Origin of the sequence: Trinickia fusca (assembly GCF_003628145.1) — a bacterium.
GTDB lineage: Bacteria > Pseudomonadota > Gammaproteobacteria > Burkholderiales > Burkholderiaceae > Trinickia > Trinickia fusca.
Window position 1 is genome coordinate 226,438 of sequence record NZ_RBZV01000002.1, and the last position, 14,048, is coordinate 240,485.

Annotated in this window: 13 protein-coding genes; 5 read left to right on the top strand and 8 right to left on the bottom strand. The window is 65.3% G+C overall.

Going from position 1 to position 14,048, the window contains the following annotated elements; all coding sequences use genetic code 11:
- Positions 1 to 3: 3 nt before the first annotated feature.
- The gene (locus D7S89_RS05615; protein ID WP_121276481.1) at positions 4 to 801 is read right to left on the bottom strand and encodes a 3-hydroxybutyrate dehydrogenase; all 798 of its coding nucleotides are present in this window, start codon (positions 799 to 801) and stop codon (positions 4 to 6) included.
- 202 nt (positions 802 to 1,003) lie between these two features.
- Between D7S89_RS05615 and D7S89_RS05620 the strand changes: the two genes are divergently transcribed.
- Positions 1,004 to 1,975, top strand: coding sequence for a potassium channel beta subunit family protein (locus tag D7S89_RS05620; protein ID WP_121276483.1), 972 nt, complete (start codon positions 1,004 to 1,006; stop codon positions 1,973 to 1,975).
- A 202-nt stretch (positions 1,976 to 2,177) separates the two neighbouring features.
- Complete coding sequence (locus tag D7S89_RS05625; protein ID WP_121276485.1) at positions 2,178 to 3,023, top strand: 23S rRNA (adenine(2030)-N(6))-methyltransferase RlmJ; 846 nt, start codon at positions 2,178 to 2,180, stop codon at positions 3,021 to 3,023.
- A 68-nt stretch (positions 3,024 to 3,091) separates the two neighbouring features.
- Here the strand turns inward: D7S89_RS05625 and D7S89_RS27370 are convergent, their stop codons facing one another.
- From D7S89_RS27370 to cueR, 3 genes are all read right to left on the bottom strand, one after another.
- The gene (locus D7S89_RS27370; RefSeq protein WP_183085107.1) at positions 3,092 to 3,460 is read right to left on the bottom strand and encodes a hypothetical protein; all 369 of its coding nucleotides are present in this window, start codon (positions 3,458 to 3,460) and stop codon (positions 3,092 to 3,094) included.
- A 197-nt stretch (positions 3,461 to 3,657) separates the two neighbouring features.
- Positions 3,658 to 3,804 carry a DUF3563 family protein gene (locus D7S89_RS05635; protein ID WP_121277313.1) on the bottom strand — a complete coding sequence of 49 codons (147 nt, stop codon included), beginning with the start codon at positions 3,802 to 3,804 and terminating at the stop codon, positions 3,658 to 3,660.
- Between the two features lie 204 nt (positions 3,805 to 4,008).
- On the bottom strand, positions 4,009 to 4,428 hold the full coding sequence (cueR, locus tag D7S89_RS05640) for a Cu(I)-responsive transcriptional regulator (RefSeq protein WP_121276489.1): 420 nt from the start codon (positions 4,426 to 4,428) through the stop codon (positions 4,009 to 4,011).
- Positions 4,429 to 4,573: 145 nt separating this feature from the next.
- Between cueR and D7S89_RS05645 the strand changes: the two genes are divergently transcribed.
- Both D7S89_RS05645 and D7S89_RS05650 read left to right on the top strand, forming a co-directional pair.
- Positions 4,574 to 4,795 (top strand): heavy-metal-associated domain-containing protein, encoded by a 222-nt coding sequence (locus D7S89_RS05645; protein WP_121276491.1) that lies wholly within the window; start codon positions 4,574 to 4,576, stop codon positions 4,793 to 4,795.
- Complete coding sequence (locus tag D7S89_RS05650; RefSeq protein WP_121276493.1) at positions 4,788 to 5,750, top strand: dTDP-4-dehydrorhamnose reductase family protein; 963 nt, start codon at positions 4,788 to 4,790, stop codon at positions 5,748 to 5,750. The genes D7S89_RS05645 and D7S89_RS05650 overlap by 8 nt, the downstream gene beginning before the upstream one ends.
- Positions 5,751 to 5,815: 65 nt before the next feature.
- On the opposite strand, the gene D7S89_RS05655 is transcribed toward D7S89_RS05650, so the two are convergent.
- Genes D7S89_RS05655 through imuA form a run of 3 tightly spaced genes read right to left on the bottom strand, consistent with a single transcriptional unit; the run spans position 5,816 to position 11,608 of the window.
- Positions 5,816 to 9,211, bottom strand: a complete 3,396-nt coding sequence (locus tag D7S89_RS05655) for an error-prone DNA polymerase (protein WP_121276496.1) — start codon at positions 9,209 to 9,211, stop codon at positions 5,816 to 5,818.
- Positions 9,212 to 9,216: 5 nt separating this feature from the next.
- On the bottom strand, positions 9,217 to 10,866 hold the full coding sequence (locus D7S89_RS05660; protein WP_121276498.1) for a Y-family DNA polymerase: 1,650 nt from the start codon (positions 10,864 to 10,866) through the stop codon (positions 9,217 to 9,219).
- The gene (gene imuA / locus D7S89_RS05665) at positions 10,802 to 11,608 is read right to left on the bottom strand and encodes a translesion DNA synthesis-associated protein ImuA (RefSeq protein ID WP_121276500.1); all 807 of its coding nucleotides are present in this window, start codon (positions 11,606 to 11,608) and stop codon (positions 10,802 to 10,804) included. The genes D7S89_RS05660 and imuA overlap by 65 nt, the downstream gene beginning before the upstream one ends.
- A 397-nt stretch (positions 11,609 to 12,005) precedes the next feature.
- On the opposite strand from imuA, the gene D7S89_RS05670 reads away from it, so the two are divergent.
- Positions 12,006 to 12,908, top strand: coding sequence for a helix-turn-helix transcriptional regulator (locus tag D7S89_RS05670; RefSeq protein WP_121276502.1), 903 nt, complete (start codon positions 12,006 to 12,008; stop codon positions 12,906 to 12,908).
- A gap of 93 nt (positions 12,909 to 13,001) precedes the next feature.
- Here D7S89_RS05670 and D7S89_RS05675 read toward each other — a convergent pair whose 3' ends face one another.
- Positions 13,002 to 14,045 (bottom strand): EscU/YscU/HrcU family type III secretion system export apparatus switch protein, encoded by a 1,044-nt coding sequence (locus D7S89_RS05675; protein ID WP_121276504.1) that lies wholly within the window; start codon positions 14,043 to 14,045, stop codon positions 13,002 to 13,004.
- Between the last annotated feature and the right edge of the window lie 3 nt (positions 14,046 to 14,048).

Sequence of the window (14,048 nt, forward strand, 5' to 3'; positions counted from 1 at the left end):
CTCTTATTGCATGTGCCAGCCGTGCGTGACGACGAACGACTGGCCGGTCAGCGCGGCGCTCGGGAACGTCGTCAGGAACAGCACCGTTTGCGCAACGTCCTGCACGGTCGTGAACTCGCCGTCGACGGTGTGCCCCAGCATCACGCGCTTGACCACTTCCTCTTCGCTGATGCCGAGCTCCTTGGCCTGCTCGGGAATCTGCTTGTCCACGAGCGGTGTGCGCACGAAGCCAGGACACACGACGTGCGAACGCACATTGTGCGCGGCCCCTTCTTTCGCCAGCACCCGCGCCAGGCCCAGCAACGCGTGCTTGGCCGCGACGTAAGCCGACTTCAGCGGCGACGCCTCGTGCGAGTGCACCGAGCCCATGTAGATCACGACGCCGCCGCGGTTGTCTCGATACATGTGCTTGAGCGCGGCCTTCGTCGTCAGGAAGGCGCCGTCGACGTGGATCGCCTGCATCTTCTTCCAATCGGAGTAGGCATAGCTTTCGATCGGGTTGACGATCTGGATGCCGGCGTTCGAGACGAGGATGTCGACGGAGCCGAACTTCGCCGCGACGTCGTCAATACCGCGATTGACGGCCTCTTCGTTCGTTACGTCCATCGCGACGCCCATCGCCTTACCGCCCGCCTTGACGATTTCGTCCGCCACAGCTTGCGCGCCGGCCGCGTTCAGGTCGGCAATGGCCACGGCGGCGCCTTGCGCCGCGAGCGTCAATGCGATTTCCTTGCCGATGCCACTTGCGGCACCGGTCACCACTGCGGTCTTTCCGTTCAGACTCGTATTCAACGACGACATTGTTCCCTCCTCGGTTCCAGCACAATGACACCATGACGCACGATGCGCGACAACCTTGCCGAACGGTATATGCCGTTCGGCCGACTCCCTGCGCCACGACCGACTCCGCTATTGTGCATGAACGGCATGCTGCCATGCGACAAAAGCACGAATAGGATTAAGCTGTAGACCGCGGTGAACCGGCTTTCAAGGAGAAAAAGCGATGAACTACCGGCGACTCGGGCGCTCAGGCCTTCAAGTCAGTGAGCTGTCGCTCGGCTCATGGGTTACTTACGGCAATCAGGTGGATCGGCGTACCGCGCGCGAAACGCTGGCCGCCGCGCGCGATGCCGGCGTCAATTTCTTCGACAACGCCGAGGTCTACGCAGGCGGGCGGGCCGAGGAAATCATGGGCCACGCGCTGAAAGAACTGGCTTGGCCGCGCGTGAGCTACGTGGTATCGACCAAGTTCTTCTGGGGCCTTCACGAAGCGCCGAACCAGTACCACACACTGAACCGTAAGTATTTGCTCCACGCGATCGATGCGTCGCTAAGCCGCCTGCAACTCGATTACGTCGATCTCGTGTTCTGCCATCGCCCCGATCCGAACACGCCGATCGAAGAAACGGTCTGGGCGATGAGCGACATGATCACGCGCGGCAAAGCCCTTTATTGGGGTACGTCGGAATGGAGCGCGGACGAGATCCGCGCCGCCTACGAAGTCGCCGAGCGGCATCATCTGCATAAGCCCGTCATGGAGCAGCCCCAATACAACCTCTTCTGCCGCAAGCGCGTCGAGCAAGAATACAAGCGGCTTTACGAAGACATCGGGCTCGGGCTCACGACCTGGAGCCCGCTCGCGTCGGGGCTGCTTACCGGCAAGTACCGTCACGGCGCACCGGAAGGCAGCCGTGCCCAGCTGCAAGGCTACGATTGGCTGCGTGTGCAGCTCACCGATGCCGGCAAGAACGACATCGTCGGGCAGCTCGGCGAGGTTGCCGACACACTGGGCTGCACGGTCGGGCAGCTGGCGATCGCCTGGGTGCTCAAGAATCCCAACGTCAGCACGGTGATCACCGGTGCCTCGCGCATCGAGCAGATCGTGGAGAACATGAAGGCGCACGAAGTCGCCGCTCGTATTACGCCTGAACTCAAGCAGCAGATCGAAGAGATCATAGGCGACACCTACCAGTGAATCCAAGCGCACCCGCAAGCTCGCCGTAAGGGCGCGGCCCGTCGCGTACAATACGCGACCTCGTCAAAGCACACGCGGGGCGCCGTGCACACACGAGGCGCCGTACACGCGCGAAGCGCAGCGTAACGTTGCGCGCCTCGCCGCCAATCGGGTTGCCCTGGGGTCGCCCCGCTGCTTCCGCTCTCCTTTTTGCCGTTTCGTCATGCTCAGTTATCGTCACGCGTTTCATGCAGGCAACCATGCCGATGTCCTCAAGCACGCCGTCGTCGTGCAGTTGCTGCACTACCTGGCGCTCAAGGACAAGGCGTTCTGGTACATCGACACGCACGCCGGTGCAGGCGTGTACTCGCTCGTCGAGGGCTATGCGACGAAAACGGCCGAGTTCGAAACGGGTATCGGCAAGCTCTGGCAACGCAGCGACCTGCCGCCGGCGCTTGCAGAATACGTCGAGCAGGTCAGCGCACTGAACGTCGACGGCACGCTGCGCTATTACCCGGGCTCCCCATACCTCGCCTGGCGCTTGATGCGGGAGCAGGATCGCATGCGGCTCTTCGAGCTGCACACGACCGAAATCGACGTGTTGCGACACAACTTCCGCGATGCCGGCCGGCGCGCCATGCTTTACGCCGGCGACGGCTTCGACGGCATCAAGGCCATCCTGCCGCCTCCACCGCGGCGTGCACTGGTGCTCGTCGACCCGTCGTTCGAAGACAAGCACGATTACGCGCACACGATCACGTGCGTCGAGGAAAGCCTCAAACGCTTCGCGACGGGCATTTACGCAATCTGGTATCCACAGGTGACGCGTCCCGAATCGCAGCGCTTTCCCGAACAGCTCAAACGCCTGCAGCCGACGAACTGGCTGCATCTGACGCTCACGGTGAGCCGCCCGCCGTCGGATGGCTACGGGCTTTACGGTAGCGGCATGTTCATTTTGAACCCGCCGTATACGCTCGCTGCCGCGATGAAGGAAGCGCTGCCCTATCTCGTGAAAGCGCTCGGGCAGGACGAAACCGCGCAGTTCAAGATCGAACAACGCTCGGCATAACAAAAGCACTTACAGCACGGAAGGCATCTCGAAGCCGCGTCCGTGCGGCCCCGGCCAGCGATCTTGATCTATTGGTTAGCGCCTGGATGCACGCGCATGATGGGGGGCGGCGTTGCGCCCGCACCGCCGGCTCCCATGCTTGCGCCGGACGCCGGCAACTTGATGTACGGCGCCACGATCATGGGCGTCTGACCGTTGGACTGCTCGAGTTGTGTCGGCGCGGCAGGCGGCTGTGCAGCGACGATCGGCTTGCGCGAAAGCGGCGCGTTTTGCATCACGATGCCGCTTTGGCCATCGTTGATGCCGGTCTGCGTATCGAGGATGACGGGCTTGCGGTCGGAGTCCGCGAACGCTGGCGATGCCATGCTCGACAGCAAAAGCCACAGTGCCGCGCCAACCGCAGCCGGCAATGGACGAAACAAGAATGAGGAGCGCATGGAGTCCGTCCGCAAGTAAGGCGCGTCGTCGCGCGCGGGAATGATCCTACCTTAGCGCGACCGGTCTGTTCCCGCTAGTCCCGGATACGAGCCCCGAGCGCGTGCCCCATACGACAAAGCCCCGTCGATGCGGGGCTTGCTTCTTTCGTGTCGCCGCGGGAACGGCCCGCGCGACGCGCGGCTATGCTGTGCTTTGCTTACAGCGAGTAGCCGTGGGCCTCGAGGTTGCGCAGGCGGTGTTCGAGATCGACGATGTCTGCCGACGAAGCCAGGTACGCTTCACGACGGTTGCGCTCTGCCGATTCAAACCAGTTGCTGAGCTGTTCGAGGACGTATGCAAACATGATGTTCTCCAAGGGATCGGTTGGTATTCCCCGGCGAGTTGGGCATCAGGGATTTCCCGGATAAGGGATAACCCGAATTATAAGGATCCCCAGCAAGTTGGCTAGTGAAATGCTTGCATGGTGTGCATTCCGCTTTGGAATGGTGCGAGCCATGGATAGTGCCGAGTTTATGCACCATTTTTGTGCCAACCGGGCAAAGCCCCGTCAGTCGGTGGTTTGCGAGCATTCCTCAGCCGCCTCGCAAGCGAGCTGCTCGAGAATCGGACAGTCCGGGCGCTCGTCGCCGTGACAATGGCGCGCCAGGTGAGTCAGCGTGTCGCGCATGGCGGTCAACTCGGTGATCCGTCTGTCGAGTTCGGCCACGTGCTCGAGGGCGATGGCTTTGACCTCGGCACTCGCACGCGAATGGTCCTGCCACAGCGCCAGCAGCTTGCGGATGTCTTCGACGAGAAAGCCAAGGCGCCGCGCCTGCCGGATAAACCGCAGCGTATGGATCTCCGACATGCCGTACACTCGGTAGCCCGAATCCGTACGCCCTCGAGGCATCAACAAGCCGACGCTCTCGTAGTAGCGGATCATTTTTGCCGTCACGCCCGATGCCCGAGCCGCCTCGCCGATGTTCATGCATCACTCCTTGACCGAAAAGCCAAGCGTATACCTTCCCATGGAGGGAAGGTATACGTCGGACGGACGGGAACCTGCCGACCGGCAAAGGCTCGACGAACTCGCGAACGACGATCGCAAAACAAAGGACACAAGGAAGCACCCGATGATCGAATTTCAAGTGGAAGGAATGAGTTGCCAGCACTGCGTCGCCGCAGTCACGAAAGCCATCCGCGAACAAGACGGCGACGCCCGTGTCGATGTGCAACTGCAAAGCGGGCGGGTATGCGTGGAGTCGAATGCGAATATCGATGCACTTCGCGCGGCCATCGTCGACGCCGGCTACACGGTGACAGGCACGACATCGAACGCAGCCGGTCATGACTGAGGGACGGCCGTTTACCGTCGCCGTCATCGGCGCATCGGGGCTTGTCGGGCGCACACTCGTTCGGCAATTGACCGGGCACACGCCGTGGCATGTCGTCTCTACCGCGCATCGCCGGGCCAATGAACGAACGGCTCCACTCGATATCCGAGATCGGGCGGCCGTGGACGCATTCGTCGATCGCGTCGTGCCTGATGCAATCGTGATCGCGGCGGCCGAGCGCCGGCCCGACGTGTGCGAGCACGATCCGGCTCTGGCTCGCGCACTCAACGTCGATGCCGTGCGCACGATCGCCGAAGCGGCGAACCGTCACGGCGCCTGGGTGCTGTCGATTTCGACCGATTACGTGTTCGACGGCAGCAAGCCACCCTATCGCTTCGACGACACCCCTGCTCCGCTCAATGCATACGGGCGGAGCAAGCTCGATGGCGAACATGCGCTCACCGACACGGCCAAGCTAGGCTGTGTGCTGCGTTTGCCGCTGCTGTACGGCCCCGTGACCGACTGGCACGAGTCGGCCGTGACGAGCCTCGTGCCGGCCGTCATCGCGTCGGCCGCGCCCGACGCCACCGCCGCCTCGATGGATGCATGGGCCACGCGCTATCCGACCTACACGCCCGATGTGGCCTGCGTGATCCAGCAGATGCTCGAGCGGCATGCAACCGGCGACGCGTTGTGTGGCATCGCGCAATGGTCGGGGGACGAGCCGATGACGAAGTTCGAGATCGCCGCGCGACTCGCTCGCGCGTTGCACGTAAAGGCTAGGCTCGTACCGCAAACGGCCAGCGCGGATGCCACCCCGCGCCCGCGCGACTGCCATCTGGATTCGAGCCGGCTCGAAGCGCTCGGCATCGGCCGTCGCACACCGTTCGATACGGCGATCGTGCAAGTGCTCGAGGCATTCGGCGCACGCTCGCCCGCTGCGTGCTCGCCTCCGGCATGCTCGCCTTCGGCATAGCAAAGACGGCAGCGGCGCACCGCACAGGCGCGCCGCGTTGGAGCGTGTTCCAGCTCGTGCAGGCTCTAATGGAAATCGCGGCTCGCGACGTCCAGTTCGCCGAGCCATGCGCTGTAGTCCTCGAGTCGCCGCGCGACAAGATGCACGACCTCCCCCTCACGCTGCAAGACGCCGTGAACGCCCAGCAAGCCCGCACCGAGCAGTGCGCGACGCTGCGCCTTGACGATCGACGGCCAGACGATCACATTGAGCGTACCCGTTTCGTCTTCGAGCGAGACGAAAATGGTGCCGCCCGCCGTACCGGGCATCTGCCGTACCGTCACGATGCCGCACGCGTGCGCAAATCGTCCGTGCTTGAGGTGCATGAGCTCGGCGACACTCGCAAAACGTGCTTTCGCAAGCCTCGGCCTCAGCAGCGCAAGCGGATGACTGTTCAGCGTCAGGCCCAGGCTTCGATAATCGTCGACGATCTCGCGCCCTTTCGTGGCCCGCGGCAACGCGAGCGGCGCCTCGGCAATCGGCGCATCGCGCAACAGCGGCTGCACCGCTTGCTGCGCAGAAACGGCCCACCATGCTTCGCGCCGATGCCCTGCGATGCTCGCCAGCGCATTGGCTGCCGCCAGCGCTTCGAGTTCGCGCCGCGTCAGCATGGCGCGACGCGCGAGATCGTCGACATCGACAAACGGCCCTGACCGCCGGGCCTCGACGATCCGCTCGGCCGCGCTTTGCGAAAGCCCTTTGATCAACCGCATGCCCAGACGCACGGCCGGCCCCCCGATGCCATAAGCCGCTGCCGGCTGCCGCACCCGCGCACCCAGGCGGCGCGCCGCCTGCCAGATTGCGCGCGGGCGCGCGTAAGACCGCCCCACTGCTTGCAACACCGTTTGCAGCATCCCTTGCCGCGCCGCTTCGAACAACGCCCGATAGCGCTCACCCTCGGCCTGCTGCGCGCGCGTCTCGCGCCACTGAAGACGCAATCCGGGCAGGCCAGGCTTCTCGAGCGTCGCGTCCCAATCGCTGACCGTCACGTCGGGCGGTTCCACGGACACGCCATGGCGCTGCGCGTCCTGCACCAGTTGCGACGGCGAATAGAAGCCCAGCGGCTGGCTGTTCAGGAGCCCGGCCAGAAACGCGGCCGGTTCGTAGCGCTTTAACCATGCGCTCTGATAAACGAGCAGCGCGAAGCTAGCCGCGTGGCTCTCGGGAAAGCCGTAATCGCCGAAACCCTCGATCTGCTTGCAGATCCGCGCAGCGAACTCAGGCTCGTAGCCACGCGCCAGCATCCTGCGCGTCAGGTCGTCCTGATAGGGCTTCAGGTTGCCGTTGCGGCGCCAGGCCGCCATCGCGCGCCGCAATTCGTCGGCCTGCTCGGCCGTGTACTTGGCTGCGACCATCGCCAGATGCATGACCTGCTCTTGGAAAATCGGCACGCCGAGTGTGCGCTCGAGCACGGGATGCAATTCGTCTTTCGGATAGTCGGCCTGCTCGAGACCCCGTCTGCGCCGCAGATACGGATGCACCATGCCGCCCTGGATCGGCCCCGGCCGCACGATCGCGACCTGAATCACGAGGTCGTAGTAGCGTCTCGGCTTCAGGCGCGGCAGCATGCTCTGCTGCGCCCGCGATTCGATCTGAAAGACGCCCGCCGTATCGGCATGGCCGCACATTTCGTAGACGGCCGGGTCTTCGCGCGGAATGTGCTCGACGCCGAAACGCGGCAGCCCGCGCCGCAACGCGACGAATTCGAGCGAGCGCCGGATCGCCGACAGCATGCCGAGCGCCAGCACGTCGACCTTCAGCAGCTTCAGCGCATCGATGTCGTCCTTGTCCCACTCGATCACGCAGCGATCCTTCATCGCCGCATTCTCGATCGGCACGAGACGGGAAAGCTTGTCGCGCGCGATCACGAAACCGCCGACGTGCTGCGACAAATGCCGAGGAAAACCTCGCAGCTCACTGGTCAAGCGCAGCAGCTGACGCGTCACGGGCGAATCGGCATGAAAACCGGCCTCCTCCAGCTGGCGCGTGAGCGCGTCGGGGCCATCCCACCACTGATGCGCCTTTGACGCGCGCTCGAGCAGCGCCGCATCGAGGCCCAGCGCCCGCCCCACGTCCTTGAGCGCGCTGCGCGTGTGGTACGTAATGAGCGTGGCCGCCAGCGCCGCCCGGCGTCGACCGTATTTCTCGTAGATGTACTGAATGACCTCTTCGCGACGCTGGTGTTCGAAGTCGACGTCGATGTCGGGCGGCTCGTCGCGCGCGCGGGAAATGAAGCGCTCGACGAGCATATGCATGCGCACCGGATCGATTTCGGTCACGCGCAGGCAATAGCACACCACCGAATTCGCGGCCGAGCCGCGCCCTTGGCACAAGATGGCGCGCTTGCGCGCAAAGTGCACGATGTCGTGAACGGTCAGGAAATACTTCTCGTATTTCAAGTCGGCGATCAGCGCGAGCTCCTTTTCGATCTGCTCGCGCGCCTCCACCGTCAGGCCTTGCGGCCAGCGCTCACGAGCGCCGGCCATCACGAGCTTGCGCAGATGGCTTGCCGGCGTCTCGCCGGGCGGCACGAGCTCTTCGGGATACTCGTAGCGCAGCTCGTCGAGACTGAAGCGGCAACGGGCCGCGACGCGCAGCGTCTGCTCGAGCGTGTCGGCCGGATACAGCGACGCGATGCGCACGCGCGCGCGCAGATGCCGCTCGGCGTTGGGTTCGAGCGCCCGGCCGCATTGTGCGAGCGGCTGGCGCAAGCCGATCGCACTCAGCGTGTCCTGCAACGGCTTGCGCGAGCGCGCATGCATGAGCACCCCGCCCGCCGCGACGAGTGGCAAGCCGGTCGCGTTCGAAATGACGCGCAAGGCGTCGAGGTATTCGTCGTCGCCGCCGTTTTGCCACAGCTCGAGCGCCAGCCATGCCCGCCCCGACGCCCAGCCTGCCAGCCACTTGGCACCGCGCAGCGTGTGCGCAAGCGAAGCGGCACGGCTCGGCACGAGCAGCAGCAGGCAGTCCGGCAAGTCGCGCAGATGCGCCAGCTCCGCCTCGGGAGCCGTGAAATCGGCCGGCCCGAGCCGGTATTGCCCCTTTTGCGCGCGCGAGCGGCCAAGCGTGATCAATTCGCACAGGTTGCCGTACCCTTCCCGATTCGTTGCGAGCGCAACCAACGTGCAAAACGGCTCGCCATGCTCGTCGGTCAGGTTGAACTCGCTGCCGATCAACAATTGCAGGACGCCTTGGTGTTTTTTCGCCGCCACGTGCGCACGCACGATGCCGGCCAGCGAGCACTCGTCGGTCATCGCGAGCGCGCGATAGCCGTGCTCGACCGCCTGCTCGACGAGCTCGGCCGGATGCGAAGCGCCGCGCAGAAACGTGAAGTTGCTGAGGCAATGCAGCTCGGCGTAATCGGGCAGGCGGGCCGCCACCGCCAAAGCCCCTGTGCTTGCCTTCGATTCGAAAAGCGCCATGGCGGTCAGCCGAAAAGTCCGTGTAAGAACCACTGCCCCGTGCGACGCTCGCGAAACACCCAGAACATGTGGCCAGATTCATCGGCCGCGACGAAATAATCGCGCTCGACGCCTTGCGCATCCCACCAGCCCGCTTCGATGCGCTCGGTACGCGTGAGCATCGTCAACGGCCGTTTGAAAACGGGCCGCTGCCCTTGCATCGTCAACGCGAGCGGCGCCTCGAGCAGCCAGATCGGCCGAGGCTGTGCCGGCACGGCTCGCTCGGGCAAGACCAGCATGTCGGCCTGGCCCGCAAGCGGCAAAACCTCCGCCCCCGGATGCCCGGCCCGCACGGCAAGCTCCGTTTTCACGCGCCGGCTTCGTGCACGCGAGGCCCCCTCGCCGGCACGCGTGCGCTCGCGCTGACAGGGTTCGGCACGCATGGCCTTTTCCGGGCGAGGATCGTCGTGGGCCGACACGTGCATCACGTTTTGCGCGCCCAGCCGTGCGCTCAAACGCTCGAGCAGACGGTCCAGCGAATCGCGCTGCGCCTCGGGCATCGGAAACAGCGTGTCCGACTGCGCGGCATGTTCGCCGATCCGATCGGCGACGAGCCGCAGCTCGACGACCGGCGCAGCCAGCACCGTCTGCTGCAGCTTCTCGCGCAGCAGCCAGCACAAATGCTCGGCATCGCGCGACGGAGCAGCCCATGCAACCTCGAGACTCGAGATGCGGCCCGTATGACGCGCGGCCAGATCGTGCTCGAAGATCAGCGTATAGCCGAGCGTGGCCGCATGATGCGCGGCAAGCCAGCCGGCCAGTTGCATCACGAGCCGGCGGGCCGCGAACAGCAGCGCCTCGGCGTTATCGACGCGCGCCTGCAATTCGAGCCGCGCCTCGAAAACGGCCGGCGCGCGAAACGATTCGCGCGGATCCGGCGCTTCGCCATAGGCTTGCGCCAGCCAGTAGAGGATGTCGTCGCCGAAGCGTCTGGCCATGCCTGCGCGCGGCAGCCGCCGCAGATCGGCCAGCGTCGCGCAGCCGATCCGCTCGAAGGCCGCGCCATGCGCCGCGGCGGCCGGCACCAGCGACACCGGCAAGGCATCGAGCACGCGCGCAAGCGTCGTTACGCCGACGACGCGCCAGCGCCGCCCCGCCCTGCGCGTACGCGCCTGCGCGAGCAGCCAGGCGCCCCAGGCAGTCGGCGCGCAGGCGATGCGCATAACATGGCCGAATTCGCCGAGTGTCGCCGCCACCTTCCTTAGCAACGCGCGCAGCCCGCCGAACAGCCGCAGGCTCGAGCCCACCTCGAGCAGCAACGTATGCGCATGTGCGAGCGACACCTTCGGCGTATAGGCCAGCAACGCGAGCGCCACGGCTTCCAGCGCTTGCTGCTCGCGTGCGGGGTCCGGCGCGAGCATGACGAGGCCCGGCGCCAGCGCCAGTGCCGACGAACGTGCCTGCCCCACCCGCACGCCGATCCGGTGCGCGTGCCGATCGGGCAACAGGATGCGCAGCCGATCGGCCAGCGCATAGCAGCGCGCCGCGCCCGCTTCGAGCCTCGAGCCACTCGCAGCCCGGCCCTGGCCAGGCTCGGACGTGCCCGCGCCCTCAGGCAAGGGCGGCGTCACGGCCTCGAGCGACAAGATCGGCAATGTCACCGCGATCCACAACATGATTGACTCTTTGTTTCAGACTTTCCTGCCATGCTGCACGCGCGGGCAGCGTAGCCGCGCGCACGGGCAGCGTCAGACGCAACGGCGCGGCCAGCGGCGGGCCTCGTCGCTTGACGATATCGAGCGTGAGCCCGATTTGCTCGAGCCATTGCCAGCGATTGAGCGTGGACGCGCGATCGGGCAACGCCGGCCGGCAGACGATGCGCAACGGAGCCGCCGACGCCTGTGCCGCCACCTGTGCCGATCGCATCAGGAACATCAGCGAGCCGCCGTCCTGCGCAACGACCTGCAAACGCCGCACGGCTTCGGGCCGTGCCTTGGCCGACCAGGCCAGTACCGCGCCCATCCCGTCCTGCTTCAGCGCCTGTTCGGCCACCCAGCACACCTGCTCGGCCGGGGCGCGCACCCAGATCACGTGCTCGAGGGCAACGCCCCACTCCTGCAGCGCCACGGCATACGGCCGATAAGGCGGCGCCACGAACATGACGGGGCGCGCCTGCGACGTCAGCTCGGCTAATGCAGGCGCGAGCAGGCGCAGCTCGCCGATGCCGGATGCTTCCATCAACAGCTCGGTCAGGCTGCCCGTGGGCCAGCCTCGGCCCGGCAGGCAGGCATCGAGCGCACCGTGCCCGCTCGGCACGGTACGCAACGCCGCCCCGGCCAGTTGATCGCCACGCCATATCTGACGCTGCAATGGCGGCGCCAACGCTGCCGCCGCCAGATCAATCGCCGCTGCCGCCATCGGAACGCTCGCTCGGTTGGTCAAGGGAAAAGAAAGCTGTCGCCCTCGCTTCTTCCGGTTACATTCCGATCGGCGGCAACACTGTATGAATATACAGTATCATGTCTCGGACTGCCAAGCGATGCCTGTGCAGCAAGCGGACGCGCCATGCGACCGCTTTTTCATGCAGCGTGTGCCCACGACGTTTCGTAAATGCATAGCGCGTGCATGTAATCCGCAAGGCGATCACTACGAAATGCAGAGCGCCAGAAAGCTGACTCAGTCAAATACAATCGTCTGCGGAAATGATGCGGATCGGCTGAGCACCCGCGCATCGTTTCTGCGCCTCTCGCGCTCAATGACCCGATGTCTCGTGCGACATCCCCCCATAACAACATAACAACGATAGGAACCCCGCATGTCTTATCTTGAGGTAGTGGAAGACCAGGAAGATCTGCACCTCTTGCCATCCCTGCCGCGCCATGCGGCTCAACCGTCGGCGAGGCTGGAGACTCGCTGCGAAATCCGCTATATCGATGAAGCCGACGTGGCCCCGCTCGTGCGCAGCGAGGGGCCAGGCGAAGCCGGCTCGTTCGTCGCCGCCGAACTGGGCGCGGCCCGTTCGACCGAGGAGCGTGTGCGGATGATCCGCAGCATCCTGCACGTCATCGGCTTCAGTGGGCTCGGCTACGCGGCGCTCAAACTCGACGCGCAAGGCCAGCCCGAGCGCGCGTATCTGCTGCGCGATTACCTGTGCACCGATCTGCTGCCGCAATCGCTGGCAGGCGGCTATTTCTTGCGCGATCCGCACATGCGGCGGGCATTCGAGTCGAACCGTCCGCACGTGTGGGACATGCGCTCGCTCGTGAACGCCTCGCGCAAGGACGGCATCGATCCGCCGCTGCGTCGCTATTTCGACAGCATGCGCGAGAACGGCATTGCCAGTGGCCTCGCCTTCAGCCTGCCGATCTCGCGCACGCCGATGCGCGCGCTGATTCTGTTTGCGGGTCCGCCCGAGCATTGCGAATGGATCACCGACAGCGTGATCGCACAGGCGATCGGCGTCGGCCTGTCGCTGCATCAGCGCTGCGCCGCTTACGTACAGGCCGTATGCCGTCAGGACGTAACGGGCGATTTGTCGGCGTTGCAACAGCGGATTCTGAGCGCCGTCGTCGTCGGCATGTCGGACAAGGCCATCGCGGCGCGGCTCAATACGACCGTGCACAACGTCGACTACCACCTGCGGCAGTTGCGCGAGAAGTTCGGCGCACGCAACCGCAGCCAGCTCGCCTACCTGGCAGGCAGGACGCAGGCGATCTGAGCCCGCGCGGCGTGTCTCGCGCGCCGCGCGGTTGCTTCGTTCACGTTCACGTTCAAGTTCTCGTTCGCGGTCTCGGCGTGGCGGCAGCCGGCTTCAATGCACCACGTCGTCGTCGCCCTGCGCCCAGCGCAGCAGCTTGGCCACGCGCACGTACAGCGTGCGATCGATGTGCTGATACTCGCGCGCACTCTCGTAAAGCGCGTCGGCCAGGCCCGCGTTCGCCACGCACGGCACCAGATACTCGCCGCCCCACTCGACGATGCGCCGCCCCATTTCGCCTTCGCCGCGCGCAGCCACCCATGGCAGCGCCTCCTTACCCGCGTAGCACAGCGCGACCGCGACCCGCTGCGAATAGACGATGGCCGAGGCCATCTTCACACGGTCCTGCAGCGCGTTGAAGACCTGCTCGTGCGCCAAGCGCCGGCGGCGCGCATTGATGTGCGGATCGCCCTCCGTCTCGCGATGCTCGCGCCGCACTTCATCGGTCGACATCCGGAGCTTCTTCATGTGCTCGTAGTGCTGATACGCGTAATCGACGGCCGCGAATGCGACGAACACGAGCGCGGCCCAACCCACGAGCGTCAGCAGCAGCCGTCCCGTGATGGCGAGGATCGCGTCGGGGCGCAAGTAGCCGGCCTGCAGCGGTGCGCTCAGCGAGCCGCGCAGCAGCACCCATAGCGTGAGCGCGAGAATCAGCGTCTTCACGCCGGTTTTCACGAGATTCGTCAGGCTGCGCAGGGAAAACATGCGCGTCAGGCCCCCGGCCGGATTGAGCCGCTCGAACTTCGGCGCGATACGCTCGAACGCCACGAGGCCGCCGACCTGCGCAAGCGAGCCCGCGAGTCCCGCGACACCCGCCAGCACGACGATGCCCGCACCAAACAAGAACGTGTCGTGCATGGCAAGCGCGAGAATGGTCGAGAGCTTGGCTGCCGGATCGCGCGCGCTCACCACCGCGAACATCGCATCGAACAAGCCTCGCAGCATGTCCACCGCATGCGAGGCCTGCGAAGCGACCGCGGCCAGCACGACGATGAAGACGAGCGCGGCACCGACCTCCGCGCTTTGCACGACGTCGCCTTTCTTACGCGCATCGCGCAGGCGTTTCTCGGTAGGCTTCTGATCTTTCTCGCTCATCGG

Excerpts from the sequence above, each read along its gene's own strand:
- D7S89_RS05615 (WP_121276481.1), bottom strand. The coding sequence starts at position 801 with ATGTCGTCGTTGAATACGAGTCTGAACGGAAAGACCGCAGTGGTGACC.
- D7S89_RS05620 (WP_121276483.1), top strand. The coding sequence starts at position 1,004 with ATGAACTACCGGCGACTCGGGCGCTCAGGCCTTCAAGTCAGTGAGCTG.
- D7S89_RS05625 (WP_121276485.1), top strand. The coding sequence starts at position 2,178 with ATGCTCAGTTATCGTCACGCGTTTCATGCAGGCAACCATGCCGATGTC.
- D7S89_RS27370 (WP_183085107.1), bottom strand. The coding sequence starts at position 3,460 with ATGCGCTCCTCATTCTTGTTTCGTCCATTGCCGGCTGCGGTTGGCGCG.
- D7S89_RS05635 (WP_121277313.1), bottom strand. The coding sequence starts at position 3,804 with ATGTTTGCATACGTCCTCGAACAGCTCAGCAACTGGTTTGAATCGGCA.
- cueR (WP_121276489.1), bottom strand. The coding sequence starts at position 4,428 with ATGAACATCGGCGAGGCGGCTCGGGCATCGGGCGTGACGGCAAAAATG.
- D7S89_RS05645 (WP_121276491.1), top strand. The coding sequence starts at position 4,574 with ATGATCGAATTTCAAGTGGAAGGAATGAGTTGCCAGCACTGCGTCGCC.
- D7S89_RS05650 (WP_121276493.1), top strand. The coding sequence starts at position 4,788 with ATGACTGAGGGACGGCCGTTTACCGTCGCCGTCATCGGCGCATCGGGG.
- D7S89_RS05655 (WP_121276496.1), bottom strand. The coding sequence starts at position 9,211 with ATGGCGCTTTTCGAATCGAAGGCAAGCACAGGGGCTTTGGCGGTGGCG.
- D7S89_RS05660 (WP_121276498.1), bottom strand. The coding sequence starts at position 10,866 with ATGTTGTGGATCGCGGTGACATTGCCGATCTTGTCGCTCGAGGCCGTG.
- imuA (WP_121276500.1), bottom strand. The coding sequence starts at position 11,608 with ATGGCGGCAGCGGCGATTGATCTGGCGGCGGCAGCGTTGGCGCCGCCA.
- D7S89_RS05670 (WP_121276502.1), top strand. The coding sequence starts at position 12,006 with ATGTCTTATCTTGAGGTAGTGGAAGACCAGGAAGATCTGCACCTCTTG.
- D7S89_RS05675 (WP_121276504.1), bottom strand. The coding sequence starts at position 14,045 with ATGAGCGAGAAAGATCAGAAGCCTACCGAGAAACGCCTGCGCGATGCG.